18 protein-coding genes are annotated in these 19,378 nt (G+C 74.2%); 6 read left to right on the forward strand and 12 right to left on the reverse strand.

Annotation, left to right across the window (positions count from 1 at the left end; all coding sequences use genetic code 11):
• Nucleotides 1-4: 4 nt before the first annotated feature.
• The 3 genes from pgsA to AB0B02_RS05105 all read right to left on the reverse strand — a co-directional run bounded on the left by pgsA (nucleotide 5) and on the right by AB0B02_RS05105 (nucleotide 3,117).
• A complete protein-coding gene (pgsA, locus tag AB0B02_RS05095) occupies nucleotides 5-586 on the reverse strand; it encodes a CDP-diacylglycerol--glycerol-3-phosphate 3-phosphatidyltransferase (protein WP_357296959.1) in 582 nt (193 codons plus the stop codon).
• A 47-nt stretch (nucleotides 587-633) separates the two neighbouring features.
• Entirely contained in the window at nucleotides 634-2,121 is a 1,488-nt protein-coding gene (gene rimO / locus AB0B02_RS05100) for a 30S ribosomal protein S12 methylthiotransferase RimO (protein ID WP_281935487.1), read from the reverse strand.
• Nucleotides 2,122-2,184: 63 nt separating this feature from the next.
• Complete coding sequence (locus AB0B02_RS05105; RefSeq protein ID WP_357296894.1) at nucleotides 2,185-3,117, reverse strand: ornithine cyclodeaminase family protein; 933 nt, start codon at nucleotides 3,115-3,117, stop codon at nucleotides 2,185-2,187.
• 215 nt (nucleotides 3,118-3,332) lie between these two features.
• On the opposite strand from AB0B02_RS05105, the gene AB0B02_RS05110 reads away from it, so the two are divergent.
• Nucleotides 3,333-3,647 carry a multidrug efflux SMR transporter gene (locus AB0B02_RS05110; protein ID WP_107156050.1) on the forward strand — a complete coding sequence of 105 codons (315 nt, stop codon included), beginning with the start codon at nucleotides 3,333-3,335 and terminating at the stop codon, nucleotides 3,645-3,647.
• 84 nt (nucleotides 3,648-3,731) lie between these two features.
• Nucleotides 3,732-3,977 (forward strand): hypothetical protein, encoded by a 246-nt coding sequence (locus AB0B02_RS05115; RefSeq protein WP_107156049.1) that lies wholly within the window; start codon nucleotides 3,732-3,734, stop codon nucleotides 3,975-3,977.
• A gap of 60 nt (nucleotides 3,978-4,037) precedes the next feature.
• Here AB0B02_RS05115 and AB0B02_RS05120 read toward each other — a convergent pair whose 3' ends face one another.
• The gene (locus AB0B02_RS05120) at nucleotides 4,038-6,497 is read right to left on the reverse strand and encodes a DNA translocase FtsK (protein WP_281935493.1); all 2,460 of its coding nucleotides are present in this window, start codon (nucleotides 6,495-6,497) and stop codon (nucleotides 4,038-4,040) included.
• Nucleotides 6,498-6,610: 113 nt separating this feature from the next.
• On the opposite strand from AB0B02_RS05120, the gene AB0B02_RS05125 reads away from it, so the two are divergent.
• Together AB0B02_RS05125 and AB0B02_RS05130 are read left to right on the forward strand one after the other, a co-directional pair.
• Complete coding sequence (locus tag AB0B02_RS05125) at nucleotides 6,611-7,090, forward strand: YbjN domain-containing protein (RefSeq protein ID WP_357296898.1); 480 nt, start codon at nucleotides 6,611-6,613, stop codon at nucleotides 7,088-7,090.
• Nucleotides 7,087-8,691, forward strand: a complete 1,605-nt coding sequence (locus tag AB0B02_RS05130; RefSeq protein WP_357296899.1) for a YbjN domain-containing protein — start codon at nucleotides 7,087-7,089, stop codon at nucleotides 8,689-8,691. The genes AB0B02_RS05125 and AB0B02_RS05130 overlap by 4 nt, the downstream gene beginning before the upstream one ends.
• A gap of 124 nt (nucleotides 8,692-8,815) precedes the next feature.
• Here the strand turns inward: AB0B02_RS05130 and AB0B02_RS05135 are convergent, their stop codons facing one another.
• From AB0B02_RS05135 to AB0B02_RS05160, 6 genes are all read right to left on the reverse strand, one after another.
• The gene (locus tag AB0B02_RS05135; protein WP_357296901.1) at nucleotides 8,816-10,363 is read right to left on the reverse strand and encodes a S1 family peptidase; all 1,548 of its coding nucleotides are present in this window, start codon (nucleotides 10,361-10,363) and stop codon (nucleotides 8,816-8,818) included.
• Nucleotides 10,364-10,537: 174 nt separating this feature from the next.
• Nucleotides 10,538-12,226 (reverse strand): ribonuclease J, encoded by a 1,689-nt coding sequence (locus AB0B02_RS05140; protein WP_281935505.1) that lies wholly within the window; start codon nucleotides 12,224-12,226, stop codon nucleotides 10,538-10,540.
• A 50-nt stretch (nucleotides 12,227-12,276) separates the two neighbouring features.
• Nucleotides 12,277-13,203, reverse strand: coding sequence for a 4-hydroxy-tetrahydrodipicolinate synthase (gene dapA / locus AB0B02_RS05145; protein ID WP_357296904.1), 927 nt, complete (start codon nucleotides 13,201-13,203; stop codon nucleotides 12,277-12,279).
• Nucleotides 13,204-13,255: 52 nt separating this feature from the next.
• Nucleotides 13,256-13,993, reverse strand: coding sequence for an FAD-dependent thymidylate synthase (gene thyX, locus AB0B02_RS05150; RefSeq protein ID WP_107156087.1), 738 nt, complete (start codon nucleotides 13,991-13,993; stop codon nucleotides 13,256-13,258).
• A 94-nt stretch (nucleotides 13,994-14,087) separates the two neighbouring features.
• Complete coding sequence (locus AB0B02_RS05155; RefSeq protein ID WP_357296907.1) at nucleotides 14,088-14,729, reverse strand: DUF2752 domain-containing protein; 642 nt, start codon at nucleotides 14,727-14,729, stop codon at nucleotides 14,088-14,090.
• Complete coding sequence (locus AB0B02_RS05160) at nucleotides 14,719-15,948, reverse strand: crosslink repair DNA glycosylase YcaQ family protein (RefSeq protein ID WP_357296910.1); 1,230 nt, start codon at nucleotides 15,946-15,948, stop codon at nucleotides 14,719-14,721. The genes AB0B02_RS05155 and AB0B02_RS05160 overlap by 11 nt, the downstream gene beginning before the upstream one ends.
• An 81-nt stretch (nucleotides 15,949-16,029) precedes the next feature.
• On the opposite strand from AB0B02_RS05160, the gene AB0B02_RS05165 reads away from it, so the two are divergent.
• Nucleotides 16,030-16,581, forward strand: a complete 552-nt coding sequence (locus AB0B02_RS05165; protein ID WP_357296913.1) for a GNAT family N-acetyltransferase — start codon at nucleotides 16,030-16,032, stop codon at nucleotides 16,579-16,581.
• Here AB0B02_RS05165 and AB0B02_RS05170 read toward each other — a convergent pair.
• On the reverse strand, nucleotides 16,480-17,793 hold the full coding sequence (locus AB0B02_RS05170) for a glycosyltransferase family 87 protein (RefSeq protein WP_357296914.1): 1,314 nt from the start codon (nucleotides 17,791-17,793) through the stop codon (nucleotides 16,480-16,482). The two genes, AB0B02_RS05165 and AB0B02_RS05170, sit on opposite strands and share 102 nt — an antisense overlap.
• Before the next feature lie 35 nt (nucleotides 17,794-17,828).
• Between AB0B02_RS05170 and AB0B02_RS05175 the strand changes: the two genes are divergently transcribed.
• Nucleotides 17,829-18,413 carry a GNAT family N-acetyltransferase gene (locus AB0B02_RS05175; protein WP_357296917.1) on the forward strand — a complete coding sequence of 195 codons (585 nt, stop codon included), beginning with the start codon at nucleotides 17,829-17,831 and terminating at the stop codon, nucleotides 18,411-18,413.
• Nucleotides 18,414-18,493: 80 nt separating this feature from the next.
• Here the strand turns inward: AB0B02_RS05175 and AB0B02_RS05180 are convergent, their stop codons facing one another.
• Nucleotides 18,494-19,378, reverse strand: coding sequence for a carbohydrate ABC transporter permease (locus AB0B02_RS05180; protein ID WP_107156039.1), 885 nt, complete (start codon nucleotides 19,376-19,378; stop codon nucleotides 18,494-18,496).

The raw sequence follows: 19,378 nt of genomic DNA on the forward strand, positions 1-19,378 counted from the left end.
CGGATCAACGCGTGGGACGTCGCAGCCGCAGCGCCTGGGCGACGTAGTCGAAGCCGGTGGCGACCGTGACCGCCACGGCGGTGCCCATGATCCAGGGGCCGACCGGGGCCAGCGCCGCCGGCATCGGCCAGAGGTACCAGGTGATGGCCAGGATCTGCAACGCGGTCTTGATCTTGCCGCCCCGGCTGGCCGCGATCACCCCGTGCCGGATCACCCAGAAGCGCAACGCGGTGATGCCCAGCTCCCGGACCAGGATCACCACGGTCACCCACCAGGGCAGCCGGTCGTAGACGGAGAGCAGCACCAACGCGGCGCCGGTGAGCGCCTTGTCGGCGATCGGGTCGGCGACCTTGCCCAGCGAGGTGACCAGCTCGAACCGCCTGGCGATCCAGCCGTCGACCAGGTCCGTGGCCGAGGCCACCACGAAGATCAGGCAGGCCGCGATCCGCCAGCCGGCGTGACTCATCCCGGACGCGACGACGGTGACCGCGAAGACCGGCACCAGCACCAGCCGCGCCGCGGTCAGCAGGTTGGCCGCGTTGAGCAGCGGCACGGGCGCGGACACCGTCGACTCCGCCCCGGTCATGTCCGGCATCGCCCCACGTGGCTTCCCCGCTCCGTCCGGGCCCGCCGTCACCGTGCCGCGCCGGGCGCCGCCGAGATCATCTCATCCGGTACGGCGATCAGGTCGACCCCCTCGGTCGCGGTCACCCGGGCCCGGACCAGGTCACCCGGGCGCAGCGCGACCAGGTCCACCCCGCCGCCGTCCGGCGCGACGAGCGTGGTCGACCCGTCGACCTCGGGCGCCTGGTGGGCGGCCCGGCCCTCGACCACGCCGTCGGCGACCGAGTCGACAAGCACCTCCACCGTCGAGCCGAGCCGCTCCTCGGCCCGTTGCGAGCACAGTTCGTCGGCGAGCGCGCTGAGCTTGTCGTAGCGCCGCTTGACCGTGGCGGCGGAGACCTTGCCGGGCAGCCCGGCGGCCTCGGTGCCGTCCTCGTCGCTGTAGTCGAACATGCCGATCGCGTCCAGCCGCGCCTCGGTCAGGAACCGGACCAGCTCGGCCACGTCCTGCTTCGTCTCGCCCGGGAAGCCGACGATGAAGTTGCTCCGCGCGCCCGCCTCCGGCGCCAGCGCGCGGGCGGAGGCGAGCAGCTCCAGGAACCGGTCGGTGGAGCCGAACCGGCGCATCCGGCGCAGCACCGGCTCGCTGGAGTGCTGGAACGACAGGTCGAAGTACGCGGCCACGCCCGGCGTGGTGGCGATCACCTCGACCAGGCCGGGCCGGGTCTCGGCCGGCTGGAGGTAACTCGCCCGCACCCGCACGATCCCGTCGATGGCGGCGAGCTGCGGCAGCAGCTTCTCCAGCGCCCGCGGGTCGCCCAGGTCCTTGCCGTAGGAGGTGGAGTTCTCGCTGACCAGCACCAGCTCCCGCACGCCGGTCTTGGCCAGCCACTCCGCCTCGGCGAGCAGCTCGTCCGGGGTACGCGAGACGAACGCCCCACGGAACGCCGGAATGGCGCAGAACGCGCACCGCCGGTCGCAGCCACTGGCCAGCTTCAGCGAGGCCACCGGGCCGGTGTCGAGCCGGTGCCGCAGCACCTGCCGCAGGTGCGCCGGGGTGTGCGCGTCGGTCTCCGGCGCGACCCGGGTCGGCGTGCCGTGGCCGGGCAGCGAGACCGCCGCCTCGCGGCGCTTCACCGGCGTCAGCGGCAGCAACTCGCGCCGGTCGCGCGGGGTGTGCGCGGAGATCGCCTCGCCGGCCACCACCGCGTCGAGCCGGGCGGCGATGTCCGGGTAGTCGTCGAAGCTGAGCACCGCCTGCGCCTCGGGGAGACTGTCGGCCAGCTCACGGCCGTACCGCTCGGCCATGCAGCCGGCGGCGACCACCTTGGCGCCGGTGTCGGCGGCGGCCAGCAGCGTCTGGATCGAGTCCTGCTTCGCCTTCTCCACGAAGCCGCAGGTGTTCACCACCACCACGTCGGCGCCCTCGCCGTCGGTGGTCACCTGCCAGCCGTCGGCGTGCAGCCGGGCGGCCAACTCCTCCGAGTCGACCTCGTTGCGCGCGCACCCCAGCGTCAGCAGCGCAACCCGCCGCCCAGACAAAGAATCAGACACCATCCGAGGGTACAGGTGCAAGGAAGGGCCCCTTCTTGACGCCTGCGGTAGAGAAGGGTTCCCGTCTCACCGCGCCGGGCGCGCGGGCGCGAGGGTGCGGGCCAGACGGTCCAGCAGGAAGACCTCGGTGCCGGCCAGGCCGGTGGAGCAGAAGACCGAGATCTGCTCCGCGCGGGTCCGGCCGGGGACCGCGCCGGCCAGCACCGCGCCAAGGTCACCCAGCCGCCCGGCGTACGGCTCGACGGCGGCGAGCATCGGCGGGGCGTACGCGGCGGCCTGCCCCGGCGAGTCGGTGACCAGCAGGTCGGCGGCGTCGAGCAGGTCGGTGCCGAACTCGTGCCGGTCGACCTGCTTGAAGCCGACGGTGTTGACGTGCGTGCCGGGGGCCAGGTCGGCGGCGGCCAGCACCGGGGTGGTGCTTGTGGTGGCGAGCACCACGAGATCGCGGTCACGTACCGCCGCGGCGGCGGAGCCGACGGCCCGGGCTGGCACGCCCAGCTCGGCGCGGACCCGGGCGGCGAACGCCTCCCGCCGGGCGGCCGAGCGGCTGTGCACGGTCACCTCGCGCAGCGGCCGGACCGCCGCGACGGCCCAGACCTGGGTCCACGCCTGGCGTCCGGAACCCACCACGCCGAGCGTGGCGGCGTCCGGTCGGGCCAGCGCGTCCACCGCCACGCCGCCCAGTCCCCCGGTGCGCCGCGAGCCCAGCTCGTCGCCGACCGCGATGGCCCGGACCGCGCCGGTACGCGCGTCGTGCAGCACGACGAGTTGCCCGCTCTCCGGGTGCCCGAACGTGTCGTACGAGCGGAAGCCGTACCACTCGCCGGTCAGGTGGCCGGCGGTGAGGACCATCCGGCCGCCACCGAGCGACGCGGACGCCCGGGGCGGGGCGATCAGCCGCCCGGCGTACGAGGCCAGCAACGCGTGCCGCATGGCGGCGACGGTGAGCGGGGCGTCCACGACCGCCGCCACGTCCTCGTCGGAGAAGAGCACCGTCATGGACCCATCGTGCAACCTGAAGTTGACGTCAACTCCAGTGATGGTGGGCTTCGTCACCACGCCGCCCGACCCGACCCGCCGGTGCTAGCGTCGGCCGTGGCGGTCCCCGGGCCGCCCCGGACGAGTGGTGGGCGTACCCGGTCAGGCACGACGCCCCGCGTGAACCGACCGCCGCCCGGCCGATCGCCGGGCCCGCCCGTCAGAGGTGATCCGTCATGGCCTGGATCGTGCTGGTGCTCTCCGGACTGCTGGAGACCGCGTGGGCGATCGCCCTGGACCGCAGCGCCGGCTTCACCCGCCCCGTCCCCTCCGCCGTCTTCGCCGTCACGCTCGTCGGCAGCATGGCCGGCCTGGCGTACGCGCTGCGCGACATCCCGGTCGGCACCGGCTACGCGGTGTGGGTCGGCATCGGTGCGGTGGGCACCGCGCTGGTCGGCATGGTCGCGCTCGGCGAGCCGGCCAACCTGCCCCGGATCGCCTGCCTGCTGCTGGTGGTCGCGGGCGTGGTCGGCCTCAAGGTGTTCCACTGACCGATGCGTCATCCGGTTTGGACAGCCGCCGCGCCGGGGTAGGTGATCCCCAGCTCATCGAGAAGATCACTCACGGAGGACCCCATGGCCGACGTCCACGCCACCGCCCGTCCGCGCAGCAACGCCGCCCGGATCTGCACCATCATCGCGTTCGTCTTCGCGGCGCTCGCGCTCTTCCTGTCCCCGCTGATCTTCGGGGTCCTCGGCGTCATCCTCGGCATCGTGGGCGCCGTGCTCGGCGACAAGCCCCTCGGCTGGTACGCCGCCGCCGCGAGCGTCGCCGGCGCCGTCCTCGGCTTCATCATCGCCGCCGCGCTCCTGAACGCCTGATCGCACCACCCGCACGACGAGGGCCCGCCGTTCTCCGGCGGGCCCTCGTCGTGACCGGGTCTACTCCTCGCCGCCCCGCAGGCCGACCAGGACCTCCTCCAGCTCGTCCGGCTTGACCAGCACGTCGCGCGCCTTGGAGCCCTCGGACGGGCCGACCACGCCCCGGGTCTCCATCAGGTCCATCAGCCGGCCCGCCTTGGCGAAGCCGACCCGCAGCTTGCGCTGGAGCATCGAGGTCGAGCCGAACTGCGAGGTGACCACCAGCTCCACGGCCTGCACCAGCAGGTCCAGGTCGTCGCCGATGTCCTCGTCGATCTTCTTCTTGCTGTCCTGCGCCGGGGCGAGCACGTCCTTGCGGAACTCCGGCTCGCGCTGGTCCTTGCAGAACTTGACCACGTCGGCGATCTCGCGCTCGGTCACCCAGGCGCCCTGGATGCGCACCGGCTTCGACGCGCCCATCGGCAGGAACAGGCCGTCACCGCGGCCGAGCAGCTTCTCCGCGCCGGGTTGGTCGAGGATGACCCGGGAGTCGGCGAGCGACGAGGTGGCGAACGCCAACCGGGACGGCACGTTCGCCTTGATCAGACCGGTGACCACGTCCACCGAGGGGCGCTGGGTGGCCAGCACCAGGTGGATGCCGGCGGCGCGGGCGAGCTGGGTGATCCGGACGACCGAGTCCTCCACGTCGCGCGGCGCGACCATCATCAGGTCGGCCAGCTCGTCCACGATCACCAGCAGGTACGGGTAGGGGCGCATCTCCCGCTCGCTGCCGGGCGGGGCCTTGATCTCGCCGTTGCGCACCTTGCGGTTGAAGTCGTCGATGTGCCGGACCCCGTTGGCGGCGAGGTCGTCGTAGCGCATGTCCATCTCGCGGACGACCCACTCCAGCGAGTCGGCCGCCTTCTTCGGGTTGGTGACGATCGGCGTGACCAGGTGCGGGATGCCCTCGTAGCCGGTCATCTCGACGCGCTTCGGGTCGATCAGCAGCAGCCGCACCTCGTCCGGCGTGGCCCGGGTCAGAATGGACACCAGCAGCGAGTTCAGGCAGGACGACTTGCCGGCGCCGGTGGCGCCCGCGATCAGGATGTGCGGCATCTTCGCCAGGTTGGCCACCACGTAGCCGCCCTCGATGTCCTTGCCGAGCGCCACCACCATCGGGTGGTGGTCGCTTGTCGCGTTGCGCGACCGCAGCACGTCGCCGAGCGACACGTTCTCCGGGTCGGTGTTCGGGATCTCCACGCCGACCGCGCTCTTGCCCGGGATCGGGCTGAGGATCCGCACGTCCGGCGACTTCACCGCGTACGCGATGTTGCGGGAGAGCTGGGTGATCCGCTCGACCTTGACGCCCGGCCCCAGCTCGACCTCGTAGCGGGTCACGGTCGGGCCCCGGGTGAAGCCGGTGACCTCGGCGTCCACCCCGAACTGGTCGAACACGCCGGTCAGCGCCGCGATCACCTCGTCGTTGGCCTTGCTCCGGGTCTTCGGCGCGGCGCCGGCGCCGAGCATGTTGGCCGGCGGCAGCGTGTAGTCGCCGGCCAGCCCGGTGAGCGCGAGCTGCTCGGCGCGGGTGGGCAGCGGCGAGTGCTCCGGCGGCTCGGCCGGCTTGCGGTTCGCCGGCACCTTGGGCATCTTGCGCGGCAGCACGATGGTTTCCTGGAGGTCCACGCCGGCCAGCTCGTCGTCCGGGTCAGGTGGGTCCAGCGGCGGCGGGAGCCGCTTCGCCGGCCGCTTGCGCGCCGGCTTCGGCGGCGCGGCGACCTCGACCGGTTCCTCCACCTCGACGTCGTCGGACGGGATCAGGCCGGCGCGCAGCCCGAGTCGCTCCGGAATCCGGTTGATCGGCGTCGCGGTCACCACCAGCAGGCCGAACACCAGCAGCAGGAACAGCAACGGCATGGCCACCCAGGCGGTCACCGCCGACTTCAGCAGGTCACCCAGGCCGGCGCCGATCAGGCCGCCGGCGTAGTCGCGCTGCACCTCGTCGACCGGGTTCTGCCCGATGTGCAGCATCGCGGCGGTGGCCAGCAGCATCGAACCCCAGCCGACCAGGCCGCGACCGCGATGCTCCGGGTCCACCGGCGTACGCATCAACCGCCACGCGCCGATCATCAACAGCACCGGCAGCACGATGGAGATCGCGCCGAAGAAGAGGCGCACCGTGTCGGCCAGATGCCGGCCGACCGGACCCGCGCCGCCGCCCCAGATGCCCACCGCGGCGAGGATGGCCAGCCCGAACAGGAGCAGGCCGGCCCCGTCGCGGCGGTGCTCCGGGTCCAGCTCCCGGGTGGACGCGGCCTGCCGGCCGGCGGCCCGGAACGCCCAGCCGACCGAGTGCGCCAACCCCATCCACAGTGCGTTGACCGCGCCGCCGACGAACGCGGCCGGGCTCGGCCCGCGGGTCGGCCGCCGCCGGACCGGCTTGCGCGCCGCCTTCTTCGCCGGTTGACGGGCACGGTTGTTCGTGGTTCCGCGCGGCGACGCGCCGCGCCGCCGGCTCGCCTGAGAGGTACGGCCCGCCATAGAGTCACGGTAACGGCGGTAACCGGCGGAACGCCGCTTTTCCGGGTCGGGTGCGCGTGTCGCAGCGCGGGCCGGGCCGTCGTTTGTGTTATTCGCCTCAGAAGGGATGCCCGATGGCGTCGCCGGAGATCGAGGACTGTCCGGACGGTCCCCTGACCGGACACCCGCAGGCACTGCGGCCACTGACCGGCGAGCTGATCGCCGCCGTGCTGGCCCACCGGGGGTACGCGGTGGCCGAGGAATCCGACGGCGCGCTCGTCGGCCGCTGGGAACGCAGCCTGATCTGGTTCCACCGCCGGGGCGCGGCCGGCGAGCTGCTCCAGGTGCGCACCGTCGCCGCGCACCGGTTCGGCATCGAACAGGTCCCCGGGCTGCACGCGTTCTGCAACACGTGGAACCACGACCGGCTCTGGCCCAAGGCGTACGTGCACGTCGACGACGACGGCGTCGCCCAGGTCTGCGGCGAGGTCACCACCGACCTGGAGCGCGGCGTCACCCCGCACCAGCTCGACCGGCTGATCGACTGCGGCGTCACCACCGGCTGCCAACTCGCCGCCGCCGTCGCCGACCTGCCCGGCGGGACGCTCCGGTGACCACGGCCCGCGACCGGGCGCTGGCCGCCGCGCTCGCCGACGCCCGGGACCGGCCGGACGACGAGGAACGCTGCGCCGAGCTGGACCGGATCGCGGCCCGCGCCGACGCCGCCGACGACCCGCGTACCGCCCTGTCGGCGCGGTTCGCGCTGGTCGAGGCGTACCTGCACCGGGGCGAGCGGTGGCGGACCGTGGAGCCGGTACGCCGCCTGCGGGCCACGCTGGCCCGGCATCCGGGGCTGCTCGACGCCCACCCCGACGAGCTGGTCCGGCTGCGCCGGCACCAGCGGCAGGCGGTGGAGGCGGCGCTCGGCACCCCCCGGGTCGGGCTGGACCAGATCCGGTCGCTCACCGACGAACTCGCCGACGAGCTGGGCCCGGACGCCACGCCGGTCGCCGAGCTGCGCTGCCGGATCGCCGACCACCTCGGCGACGAGCCGGCCGCCCGGCGCGCGTACCAGCGGTGGACGGCCGGGGACGCGGCCGACCCGGTGGGCGGCTGCCCGGGTTGCGCCCCGGCCCGGCGGGCCGAGCTGCTGACCGGCTGGGGTGAGCCGGAGGCGGCCCTGGCGGCACTGGGCCGGCACGGCCCGCACGACGGCGAACGCGACGCGGCGGACGGCGCGCCGGACTGCACCGACCAGCCCGAACGGTCACTCACGGCAGGGCTGCTGCCGTGGCTGCGTACCGGCGCGGTGGAGCGGGCGGCGCGGGCGCACGTCCGCGCGTACCGCCGGCACCGTCGGGAGCGGGCCGCGTTCCCGCTGCTCGCCACGCACCTGCGGTTCTGCGCGCTCGGCGGGTACCCGCACCGCGGCCTGGAGCTGCTGACCGAGCAGTTGCCCCGGCTGGACCGGCCGGCCGACGACCTGTCCGCGATGGAGTTCGCCGCGGCCGGCGCACTGCTCTGCGGGCTGGCCGCGGAGGCCGGTCTCGGCGGGCGGCGGATCCACCGTCCCGGGCACGGCTCCCGGCCGGCGGCCGAGGTGGACGTGGCCACGCTCGGCGCACAGCTCCAGGCGCTGGCCACTGCGCTGGCCGGCAGCTTCGACGCCCGCAACGGCACCGGGCACCAGTCCGGCCGGATCGCCTCCTGGCTGGCCGAACGGCCGCTCGCCGGGCCGGTGTCGCTGGCGGCCGAGAGCGAGTTCGACGAGGAGCCGGAGGCCGACCCGGCCGACCCGGGCCCGCCCGGCCCGGAGGAGCCGGCCCCGCTGGACGCCGCGCTGCTCGCCGCCGCGCTGGCGGCGCGCCGCGAGGCGGTCACGGCGGAGCCGGACGGCACGCTCGTCGGCCGGTGGGGCGAGGCCACGATCCAGTTCCGCGTGCTCGGCGAGGTGCTGCACGCCCGGGTGGTGGCGGCACGCACGCTGCCGGCCGACCGACGCGCCGAGGCGTACGCGTTCTGCAACGCCTGGAACCACGACCGCCTGCTGCCCGCCGCCTACGTGCACGAGCCCGGCGACGGGACGCTGGTGTTGGCCGCCGGTGTCACCACGGACCTGTCCTGCGGCGTCGCGCCGACCCAACTGGCCGTGCTGGTGGCCGCCGCCGTCCGCACCGGCACCGCGTACGCCGACGCGGTCGCCGCCCTGGGCTGAGCCGCACGCGGCCCGCGCGGCGTCGGGCGGTGGGGATGCCCGGAGGGACCGTGCCGCCGACGCGGCGCGGCCCCCGACCACCGGGCGGTGGGGATCGGGGGCCGCGGTCTCGGGGGGGCGGCGGTCAGCGGGCGGAGAACGCCACCGTGTAGTCGCCGGCGCCGGACAGCCCGACCACGCGGTAGCGGTAGGCGCCGGCCGGGGTGTCGGCGGTCAGCGTGGCCGCGCCGTCGGCGGTGGCCGCGCGGGCGACGGTGCGGAACGCGCCGCCGGTGAAGCGTTGCAGCTCCAGCACCACCCGGGCGCCGTCCGGCGCGACGACGCAGGCCTCCTGCGCGCCACCGGCCACCCGGAAGAAGCGGCCGTCCGGCTGCACCTGCGCGCGCCCGGCGGCGATCCGGCCGGTGCGGCTCACCTGGCCGGTGCACTCGGTGTCGCCGGCCGGCGGCTCGGCGGGCGGCGTCGCGGCCGGCGGGGCGGTCTGGTCGCCACCGGCCGGTGGCTCCGCGGGCGCCGGCCGGCCGCCGGCGGTGACCAGCGTCAGGTTGTTGCGCTGGAGGATCTCGTTGACCGGCTGGAAGAACGTCACGCCGCCCCGGGTGCAGTCGCCGGAACCACCGGAGGTGACACCCTGCGCCTGGTCACCGGAGAGCCACGCGCCGCCGGAGTCGCCCGGCTCGGCGCAGACGTCGGTCCGGGTCAGCCCGGTGACCGTCCCCTCCGGATAGTTGACGGTGGCGTTCTTGGCCTGCACCACACCGCAGCGGGTGCCGGTGGTGGAGCCGGACCGGCAGATCGACGCGCCGACCGGGGCCTCGGTGGAGCCGTTCACCGGCACCGTGCCGCCGTTGAAGTCGTTCACCACGCCCTGCGGCGTCCAGTCGCCGTTGGTCTCGACCACGGCCCAGTCGTCGCCGGGGAACGACGAGGCCGCGAACGTGCCCTGGGCGACCCGGTTGCTGCCGGTGGTGCGGTCCCCCGGCCGGCCGCAGTGCCCGGCGGTGACGAAGCCGCCGACCACGGAGAAGCCGACCGAGCAGCGGCCGGCGTTGTTGATGAAGAACGCGTCGCCGCCCCGCACGTCGAACAGCGGGCGCGGGGCCTCGTCGGCGGTCCGCACCCGGACCGGGCCGGCGGTCCCGCCGGCGGCGGCGAACCGGCGGCCGGCGGCCTCCGCGCCGGGCCGGGCGACCACCACCACGGAGTTGCTGGCCACGTCGACGTACCAGCCGGCGATGTCCGGACTGGCGTCCGCGCCGGCCGCGTCCAGCCGGGTCTTCACCGCGTCCAACTCGGCGACGCCCCGCTGCACCCGCTTCGGCACCGCGCCGGCCGCGGTGACCCGCGCCGCCCCGGCCGCATCGGTCACCGCCACGTGGAGCGTGACGCCGTCGTCGCCGAGCCAGCTCCCGCCGTAGCCGGCGCCGAGTTCGGCGCGCAATCTGCTGACCGTGCCGGCCGCCCAGCGTTCGGTCTTCAGCCGGCGGACCGCCTGGTCGCGGGTGAGCGAGAGGTCGCGGCCCAGCGCGTCCAGGACCTCCGGGGCGATGCCGTCGCCGGCCGGGGCCGCCCGCCGGGGTTCCTCACCGGCGAACGACGGCAGCGTCACCGCCGCCGTCAGGCCGGCCGCCGCCACCAGTACGCCGATGGCTGTCATCCGTCTGCGGTCCATCCGCCACGCTCCTCCCGGCCGGCGCGGGGGCACGCCGACCGACCGGGGGTACGGAGCCGGACGCCCATCGGTTGAGGACCGGCACACGGTTTCGACGCAGCGTGTCGGGGCGCACCCGGAACGCGACCGCGCCGGCCCACCGCGGACGGTGGACCGGCGCGTGGAACCGTCGGGTCAGACCTCGACGACGGTCGGGACGATCATCGGCCGACGGCGGTACGCGTCGTTGACCCAGCGGCCCACCGTCCGGCGGACGATCTGCTGGAGCTGGTGCGGGTCGGTGATGCCGTCCGCGGCGGCCCGGTTCAGCGCCTCGGTGACCAGCGGCACCACCGGGTTGAACGCGGCCGGGTCCTCGGAGAAGCCCTTCGCCGAGACGGTCGGCCCGGCGACCACCTTGCCGGTGACCGAGTCGACCACCACGGTGGTGGCGATGAAGCCGCCGTCGCCGAGGATCCGGCGCTCGGTCAGCAACGACTCGCTGACGTCGCCCACGGCGAGGCCGTCGACGTAGACGTACCGGCTCTTCACGCGCCCGACCAGGCTGGCCCGGCCCTCGACCAGGTCGACCACGTCGCCGTCCTCGCAGAGCACCACCCGGTCCGGCGCGACACCTGACTCGATGCCGAGCCGGGCGTGCGCGCGCAGGTGCCGCCACTCGCCGTGCACCGGCATCAGGTTGCTCGGCCGCACCACGTTGAGCAGGTAGAGCAGTTCGCCGGCCGGGGCGTGCCCGGAGACGTGCACCTTCGCCACGTCCTTGTGCACCACCACGGCGCCGGCCCGGGCCAGCCGGTTGATCACCCGGTAGACCGAGGTCTCGTTGCCGGGCACCAGCGACGAGGCCAGCACCACGGTGTCGCCCGGCGCGATGGTGATGTGCCGGTGGTCGCCGCTGGCCATCCGGCCCAGCGCGCTCATCGGCTCGCCCTGCGAGCCGGTGGACATGAGCACGATCTGCTCGGGCGGCAGGTTGGTGGCCTCCTCGATGTTGACCACCAGACCGGCCGGGATGTTGAGCAGGCCCAGGTCCCGGGCGATGCCCATGTTGCGGACCATGGACCGGCCGATCAGCGCCACCTTGCGGCCGTGCTCGGCCGCCGAGTCGAAGACCTGCTGCACCCGGTGCACGTGCGAGGCGAACGAGGCGACGATGATCCGCCCCTTGGCCTTAGCGAAGATCGAGTCGAGAACCGGCCCGATCTCCCGCTCCGGCGTGACGAAGCCGGGGATCTCCGCGTTTGTCGAGTCGGAGAGCAGCAGGTCGACGCCCTCGGCGCCGAGCCGGGCGAAGCCGGCCAGGTCGGTGATCCGCCCGTCCAGCGGAAGCTGGTCCATCTTGAAGTCGCCGGTGTGCAGCACCAGGCCGGCCGGGGTGCGGATGGCCACCGCCAGCGCGTCCGGGATCGAGTGGTTCACCGCGAAGAACTCGCACTCGAACGGGCCCAACCGCTCCCGGCCGCCCTCCCGCACGGTCAGCGTGTACGGCTGGATCCGCCGCTCGGCCAGCTTCGCCTCGACCAGCGCCAGCGTGAACTGGGACCCGACCAGCGGGATGTCCGGCTTGTGGGCGAGCAGGTACGGCACCGCGCCGATGTGGTCCTCGTGGCCGTGGGTGAGCACGATCGCCTGCACGTCGGCCAGCCGGTCCAGGATCGGGCCGAAGTCGGGCAGGATCAGGTCCACGCCCGGCTGCTCGACGTCGGGGAAGAGCACCCCGCAGTCGACGATCAGCAGCTTGCCGTCGTACTCGAAGACGGTCATGTTCCGGCCGATCGCGCCGAGTCCGCCCAGCGGCATGATCCGCAGGCCGCCCTCCGGCAGCGGCGGGGGCAGCTCACCGTCGATGTGCGCCTCGGTCACGCGTCACCTCATTCTGCGACGCCGCGCGCGGCGTCCGTCGTGTCGTTGAATCATTCGGGCAGGGGCAGGCCCGCCGCGGCGCAGTCGGCGCGCAGCTGGGCCAGTTCGTCGCCGGTGGCCTCCACCAGCGGCGGTCGCACCGGGCCGGCCGGCAGGCCGTGTGCCGTGAGGCCGGCCTTGACCAGGATCGTGCCCTGGGTGCGGAAGATACCGGTGTAGAGCGGCAGCAGCCGCCGGTGCAGGGCGAGCGCGCCGGCGTGGTCGCCCGCCTCGAACGCCTCGATCATCTGCTTCGTCGCCACGCCGGTGAAGTGCGTGGACGTGCCGACCACGCCGACCGCGCCGATCGCCAGGGCGGGCAGGGTCAGCGCGTCCTCACCGCTGTAGAACGCGAGGTCGCTGCGGGCCAGCACCTCCGAGGTCGCGATCAGGTCGCCCTTGGCGTCCTTGACCGCGACGATCCGGCCGTGCTCGGCGAGCTTGACCAGCGTGTCGGTGGCGATCGCGACGCCGGAGCGGTGCGGGATGTCGTAGAGCATCACCGGTAGCCCGGTGGCGTCCGCGACGGTGGTGAAGTGGTGCAGCAGCCCGGCCTGCGGCGGCTTGTTGTAGTACGGGGTGACCACGAGCAGGCCGTGCGCGCCGGCCTTCTCGGCCTGCGCGGCCAGCTCGACGGTGTGCCGGGTGTCGTTGGTGCCCACCCCGGCGACGATCCGGGCCCGGTCGCCGACCGCCTCGACCACGGCGCGGATCAGCGTCTCCTTCTCCGCGTCGGTGGTGGTCGGCGACTCACCGGTGGTGCCGTTGAGCACCAGCGCGTCGTTGCCCTGCTCGTCGACGAGGTGCCGGGCGAGCTGGGCGGCGCCGTCGAGGTCGAGCGCGCCGTCAGGGGTGAACGGCGTCACCATGGCCGTGATCACCCGCCCGAACGGGCGCGACGCGCCGCGGTCCAGGGCGGCGGAGTGGTCGTGCGTCATGTTCACAACCTAGCGGACGACCACCGGTGCCCCGGCGGCGAAGGGAGACGACTCACTCCGCGTGCGGCGACGCCGCCACCTCGGTGCCGTCCGGCAGCGTGGTGATCACGAAGTCGGCGAAGACGTTCGGCGCGACGCCCTGGAGCTGCCGCAGGCACTCGATCGCCAGCTCGCGGATCTCCACGTCGGCGTGCTCGGTGGCGCGCATCTTCACGAAGTGCCGCCACGCCCGGTAGTTTCCGGTCACCACGATCCGGGTCTCGGTCGCGTTCGGCAGCACGGCCCGGGCCGCCTGCCGGGCCTGCTTGCGGCGCAGCGTCGGGTTGGGCTCGTCGGTGAAGCGGGCCTCCAGCCCTTCCAGCAGATCGGTGTACGCGCGCACCGCCGCCTCGGACGCCTCGACGAACTTCTTGTGCAGCTCCGGGTCCTCGGCGATCACCGCCGGCTCGACCATGGCGGCGTCCCGCTCGGGCACGTAGCGCTGGGAGAGCTGCGAGTAGGAGAAGTGCCGGTGCCGGATCAGCTCGTGCGTGAACGACCGGGAGACGCCGCTGAAGTAGAAGCTCACCGAGCCGTGCTCCAGCACGGACAGGTGACCCACCTCCAGGATGTGCGCCAGGTAGCCGGCGTTCGTCGCGGTGACCGGGTTCGGCTTCTTCCAGCTCTGGTAGCAGGCCCGGCCGGCGAACTCGGCGAGCGCCTGCCCGCCGTCGGCGTCGGTCGACCACGGCACCTCGTCCGGCGCCTGGAACTGGGTCCACGCGATCAGCTTGACCTGGGGCTGCACCATCTCCGGCATGCCGAGGACTGTAGTTGCCCGTCGTCCGGCGTGGAAATCGGGCACGCGGCCGACCGGGCGTCGGCGTGCCCGGGCCGGCGGGCGGTCAGACGTAGAGCGAGGGGAACGGCGCCCAGGGCAGGTTGCGGACCACCGAGAAGACCGCCCAGGCGGCCAGGAAACCGCCGAGCACCTTCGGGCTGAACTGCGGCTCGGGCAGTCGCCAGCCGAACGCCCGGTTGCCGGCCCAGGCGACGAAGAGCCAGGCCAGGAACGGCAGCGCGAAGACGAAGAGGAAGTGGTGCCGGGCGGCGGCCGGCAGGTCGCCGTGCAGCACGAACCAGAGCGCGCGGGTGCCGCCGCAGCCCGGGCAGTCCAGCCCGGTGGTGAGCTTGAGCAGGCAGGTCGGCCGGGCGTCCGGATCACTCCGGGTGGGGTCGCTGATCAACGCGTACGTCATGCCGAGGCCGACGCAGGCCAGCGCGGCCAGCGGCACCGCCCAACGCGGGGCGCGGTCGTGCAGGCGCAGCACCATGCGGGTGAACCGGTCCGGCTCGACGGGCTGGTAGGCCGCCCCGACCGGCCACGCCACCGGCCCGGGATGGCCGTAAGGCTCGGCAGGACCGGAGGGCCCTGCGTGGCCGTCAGGCTCGACGTGCCCGTGCGGTTCGGCGTGTGCGGGTGCCTCCGCGTCCGGGTGCGGTGCGGTAGCGGGCCGGTCGACGCTCGTCACGAGGTCACCGTACACCGGCCACGCCCACCAGCGCGGCGGCCAACGGCGCGGCCAGGTCACCGGCGGCCGGCGGGGCGACCGCGTCCAGGCCGAGCCAGCCGGCCAGCCGGTACAGCTCGGCGGCGAGCGCAACGGCCGTCTCCCCCGGGTCGGCGCCCGGCTCCAGCCAGGCCGCCGGCACCAGCAGGACGCCCGCCTTCCGGTCGGCCTTGAGGTCGACCCGGGCGGTGAACCGCTCACCCTGCCGGAACGGCAGCACGTAGTAGCCGTACACCCGCTGGGGCGCCGGCACGTAGATCTCGATGCGGTAGGTGAAGCCGAAGAGCCGCTCTGTGCGGGCCCGCTCCCAGACCAGCGGGTCGAACGGGCTGACCAGCGTGTTGCCCCGCACCCAGCGGGGCAGCCGGGCGTCGGCGTGCAGGAAGGCCGGCTGCCGCCACCCCTGGACGGTGACCGGGGTCAGCTCGCCCGCCTCGACCAGCTCGGCGATCGCCTGCCGGGCCCCGGCCACCGGCAGGCGGAAGTAGTCCCGCAGCTCCGGCTCGGCGGCGACGCCCAACGACCGGGCCGCGAGCGCCACCAGGGCCCGGTGCGCCTCGGCGACGGTCGGGGTGGGCGCGTCGAGCACGGCCGCCGGCAGCACCCGCTCGGGCAGGTCGTAGCGGCGGGCGAACGAGTTCGTGCGGTCGGCGGCGGTGACCTCACCGGCCCAGAACAGGAACTCCAGCGCCCGCTTGACGGTCGACCAGTTCCACCCCCAGTTGCCGGTCTCCCGGGGCGCGTCGTGCTCGATCTCGGCGGCGGTGAGCGGCCCCCGGGCGGCCACCTCGTCGCGGACCCACGCGACCAGCTCGGGTTGCTCCTGCGCGATCCGGCGCATCCAGCCCCACGCCTCGTCGCGCGCCTTGGCCATCCGCCAGCGCAGCGCCGGGTGCAGCCCGACCGGGACCAGCGACGCCTCGTGCGCCCAGTATTCGAACAGCTCGCGGGGGCGGCGGTAGGCGGCGGTGTCGAGCAGCGCGGTCGGGTAGGGCCCGAGCCGGCTGTAGAGCGGCAGGTAGTGCGCGCGTTGCAGGACGTTTACCGAATCCATCTGGATCAGCCCGACCCGGTCGAGCACCCGGCGCAGGTGCCGGCGGGTGGGCACGCCGGCAGGCGTTGGGTCGGCGAAGCCCTGGGCGGCCAGCGCGACCCGGCGGGCCTGGGCGAGCGAGAGCGATTCCGGTGCGGCCATCGTCGCGACCCTAATCCACGGGTACGACGCGGACGGAGCGGCGGCTGGACCGGTCGACCGCCGGGGCATAGAACTGGACGGGTGCCCACCATCCGCCGGGAGGAACCGGACGACGCCGAGGCGATCGCCCGGGTGCACGTCCACGGCTGGCAGGCCGGGTATGCCGGCATCATGCCCGCCGAGGTGCTGCGCCGGTTGAACCCGGCCGCCTGGGCGCAGCGCCGCCGCGACCTCGGCACCGCCGACCCGGAGCACCCGTTCACCACGCTTGTCGCCGAGGCCGACGGGGAGGTCACCGGCTTCACCACGTTCGGGCCGTACCGGAACAACCAGGACCGCGGCGACCTCGACCCGGCGTACGGCGAGTTGCTGGCCCTCTATCTGGAGCCGGCGCACTGGGGTTCGGGCACCGGCGCGGCGCTGCTCGCCGCCGCCCGGGCCGGGCTGGCCGGGCGGGGCTGGACCGAGTACCGGCTCTGGGTGCTCGCCGACAACGCCCGGGCCCGCCGCTTCTACGAGCGGGCCGGGCACTCACCGGACGGCGAGGAGTCCGCCTACCCGGTGCCGTTGCACGGTGGGCGCGATCCGGTCCTGCTCCGCGAGCTGCGGTACACCGCCCGGCTCGACCGCTGACCCGGCCGGCCCGGCGTCGCCCGCCGGCCCGGCGCCGTCGGCCGGGACCGCCCAGCGGCGGATCGGCAGGCCGAGCAGCAGCGCCAGGCTGATCCACACGTAGGTGTTGCTGCCGAGGAAGCCGTCCACGCCGGTGAAGTCCTTCTCCCAGGACCAGACGATCCGGCTGCACAGCAGCGCGTACCCGATCAGCGCGGCGGCCAGCAGCAGACGGCGCCGCCGGCTGCGGGCGGGGGCCGCCATGCCGTTGTCGACCAGCAGGATCAGCCCCGGCAGCAGCCAGACCAGGTGGTGCACCCAGGTCACGGGGCTGACCAGGCACATCACCGCACCGGTCAGGGCCAGGCCGGTGGCCTCGTCGCCGGCGGACACCGCGGCCCGGCAGCGCCAGCCCCAGACCGCCAGCGTGGCCAGGACCAGCAGCAGCCAGGCCACGGTGCTCGGATGCTCCGGGTCGAGCCGGGCGACCACGCCGCGCAGCGACTGGTTGGAGACGAACGCCAGCTCACCGACCCGGTCGGTGTTCCACAGCGCCTCGGTCCAGAACTCGCGGGACGCGTCCGGGAAGAGGCCGGCGGCGACGAGCGTGGCGACGGCGGCCGAGCCGACCGCGGTCGCGGCGGCCCGCCAGCGGCCGGTGACCAGCAGGTAGACGATGAAGATGCCGGGGGTCAGCTTGATCGCGGTGGCCAGGCCGATGCCCACGCCGGCCCAGCGGCTGCCGGCCGGCAGCAGCCGGAGCAGGTCCACCGCCACCAGGAACAGCAGCAGCATGTTGACCTGACCGAAGTTGACCGTCTCGCGCATCGGCTCGTACGCGGCGGCCAGGCAGAGCGCGACCGCGAGCGTGAACCAGCGGGTCCAGCCGGCCCGACGGGCCACCGGGTCCAGCAGCCACCAGATCACCACGGCGCTGACCACCACCGTCGCCGCCACGCTCACCACGATCGCCGCGCCCCACGGCAGGTACGCCATGGGCAGCATGACGAGCGCCGCGAACGGCGGGTAGGTGAAGCCGTACTGGGTGCCGGCCTTGAGGAAGTCGTAGATCTCGCCGCCGTCACGCGCCCAGTAGGTGAGCGCGCCGTGGTAGACCCTCAGGTCGAAGAAGCCGTGCCGCACCGCCGCCACGGAGAGGAACCCGGTGACCGCCGCGGCGAGCGCCGCCACGGCCACGACCTGCGCGGTCGTCCGCCCGGCACCCTGCGCCACCGTCCTCCTCCTCGCCCTGCGTAGGCTCACGTGCCATGGCTGCAGGCTACGTCCGCCCCGCGCGTCCCGAGGACGTCGCCGAGATCGCACGCATCCAGCTCGCGACCTGGCGGGTCGCGTACCGCCGGATCCTGCCCCGGCACGTGCTCGACAACCTGGACGAGGCGTACCTCGCCCGGCGGTGGGACGCGGCGGTGCAGGAGCCGCCCTCGGGCGCGCACCGGGTGCTGGTCGCCGTCGAACAGGCCGCGCAATCGTATCTGGTGGGGTTCGCCGCCTCCGGTCCGGCCGACGCCGAGGCGCTCGCCCCGGGCGAACCGGCCGACGCGTTCGACTCGGGCGTGGCCGCGGTGACCGACCTACTGGTCGAGCCGCGGTGGGGGCGGCGCGGGCACGGCAGCCGGCTGCTCGCCGCCGCCGTCGAGCACTGGCGCGCGGACGGGCTCACCCACGCGGTGGCGTGGGCGTTCGACGCGGACGCGGCGACCCGCGCGTTCCTCGGCTCGACCGGCTGGGAGCCGGATGGCGCGACCCGGGCGCTGGACGTGGACGACATGCTGGTGCCCCAGCTCCGGCTGCACGTGGCCGTCCCGGAGGAAGCGGCGCCGGCGCAGCGATGAGTTTCCGGCCGGCCGCCGGTCTGCCCTCGACGGGTGGCGCCGGCGGTCCCGGCACGGGGCGGGACCGCCGGCGCCACCGGTCAGCCCTTGTCCGCGCCCTCGTTGGCGCCGCGCACGAAGTAACGCTGGAAGATCACGAAGAGCACCGCCACCGGGATGGTGGCCAGCAGCGCCGCGCCGAGCTTCAGCGGATACTGGTTGCCCTTGCCGAGCGAGCCGCCGACCAGGTCGGCCAGGCCACGGGGCAGCGTGAACAGGCCCGGGTCCTGCACCGAGACGAGGCTGTGCGGGAACTCGTTCCAGGAGCCCTGGAACGACAGGATGGTCAGCGTGATCAGCGCCGGTCGGGCCATCGGCAGCACCACCGACCAGAACGTGCGGAAGACACCGGCGCCGTCGATCCGGGCCGCCTCCTCCACGCTGACCGGGATCGACTCGAAGAACTGCTTCATGATGAACACGCCGGCCGCGTCGGCGAGCAGCGGCACGATCAGGCCGGCGTAACTGTCGTACAGGCCGATCTGCTTGAGCACCAGGAACTTCGGGATCAGCAGCACCACGCCCGGCACCGCCATCACCGCGATGACGGCGGCGAACAGCCCGGCCCGGCCCCGGAAGCGCAGCCGGGCCAACGCGTAGCCGGCGAGCGAGTCGAAGAACACCCGGCCGAGCGTGACCAGCACGGTGACCAGCAGCGAGTTGCCGAGCCAGAGCGGGAAGTTGGTGCCGGAGAAGATCCGTTCGAAGCCCGCCAGCGTGAGCGGGTCCGGGATCGGCGACAGCGGGTTGGCCGCCGCGTCCGGCTCGGTCTTGAACGAGTTGCCGAGCTGGATCACGAACGGGTAGAGGAAGACCAGTCCGAAGAAGATCAGGACGGCGTACCCGAGGAAGCGGTTGGCCCGGGCGCGCGGCTCGCGGTCGCGACGGCGCGCGACCGGCGCCGGCCGGTCGGTCAGCACGGCCAT

It is taken from the genome of Micromonospora sp. NPDC049240 (assembly GCF_040647835.1).
GTDB lineage: Bacteria > Actinomycetota > Actinomycetes > Mycobacteriales > Micromonosporaceae > Micromonospora.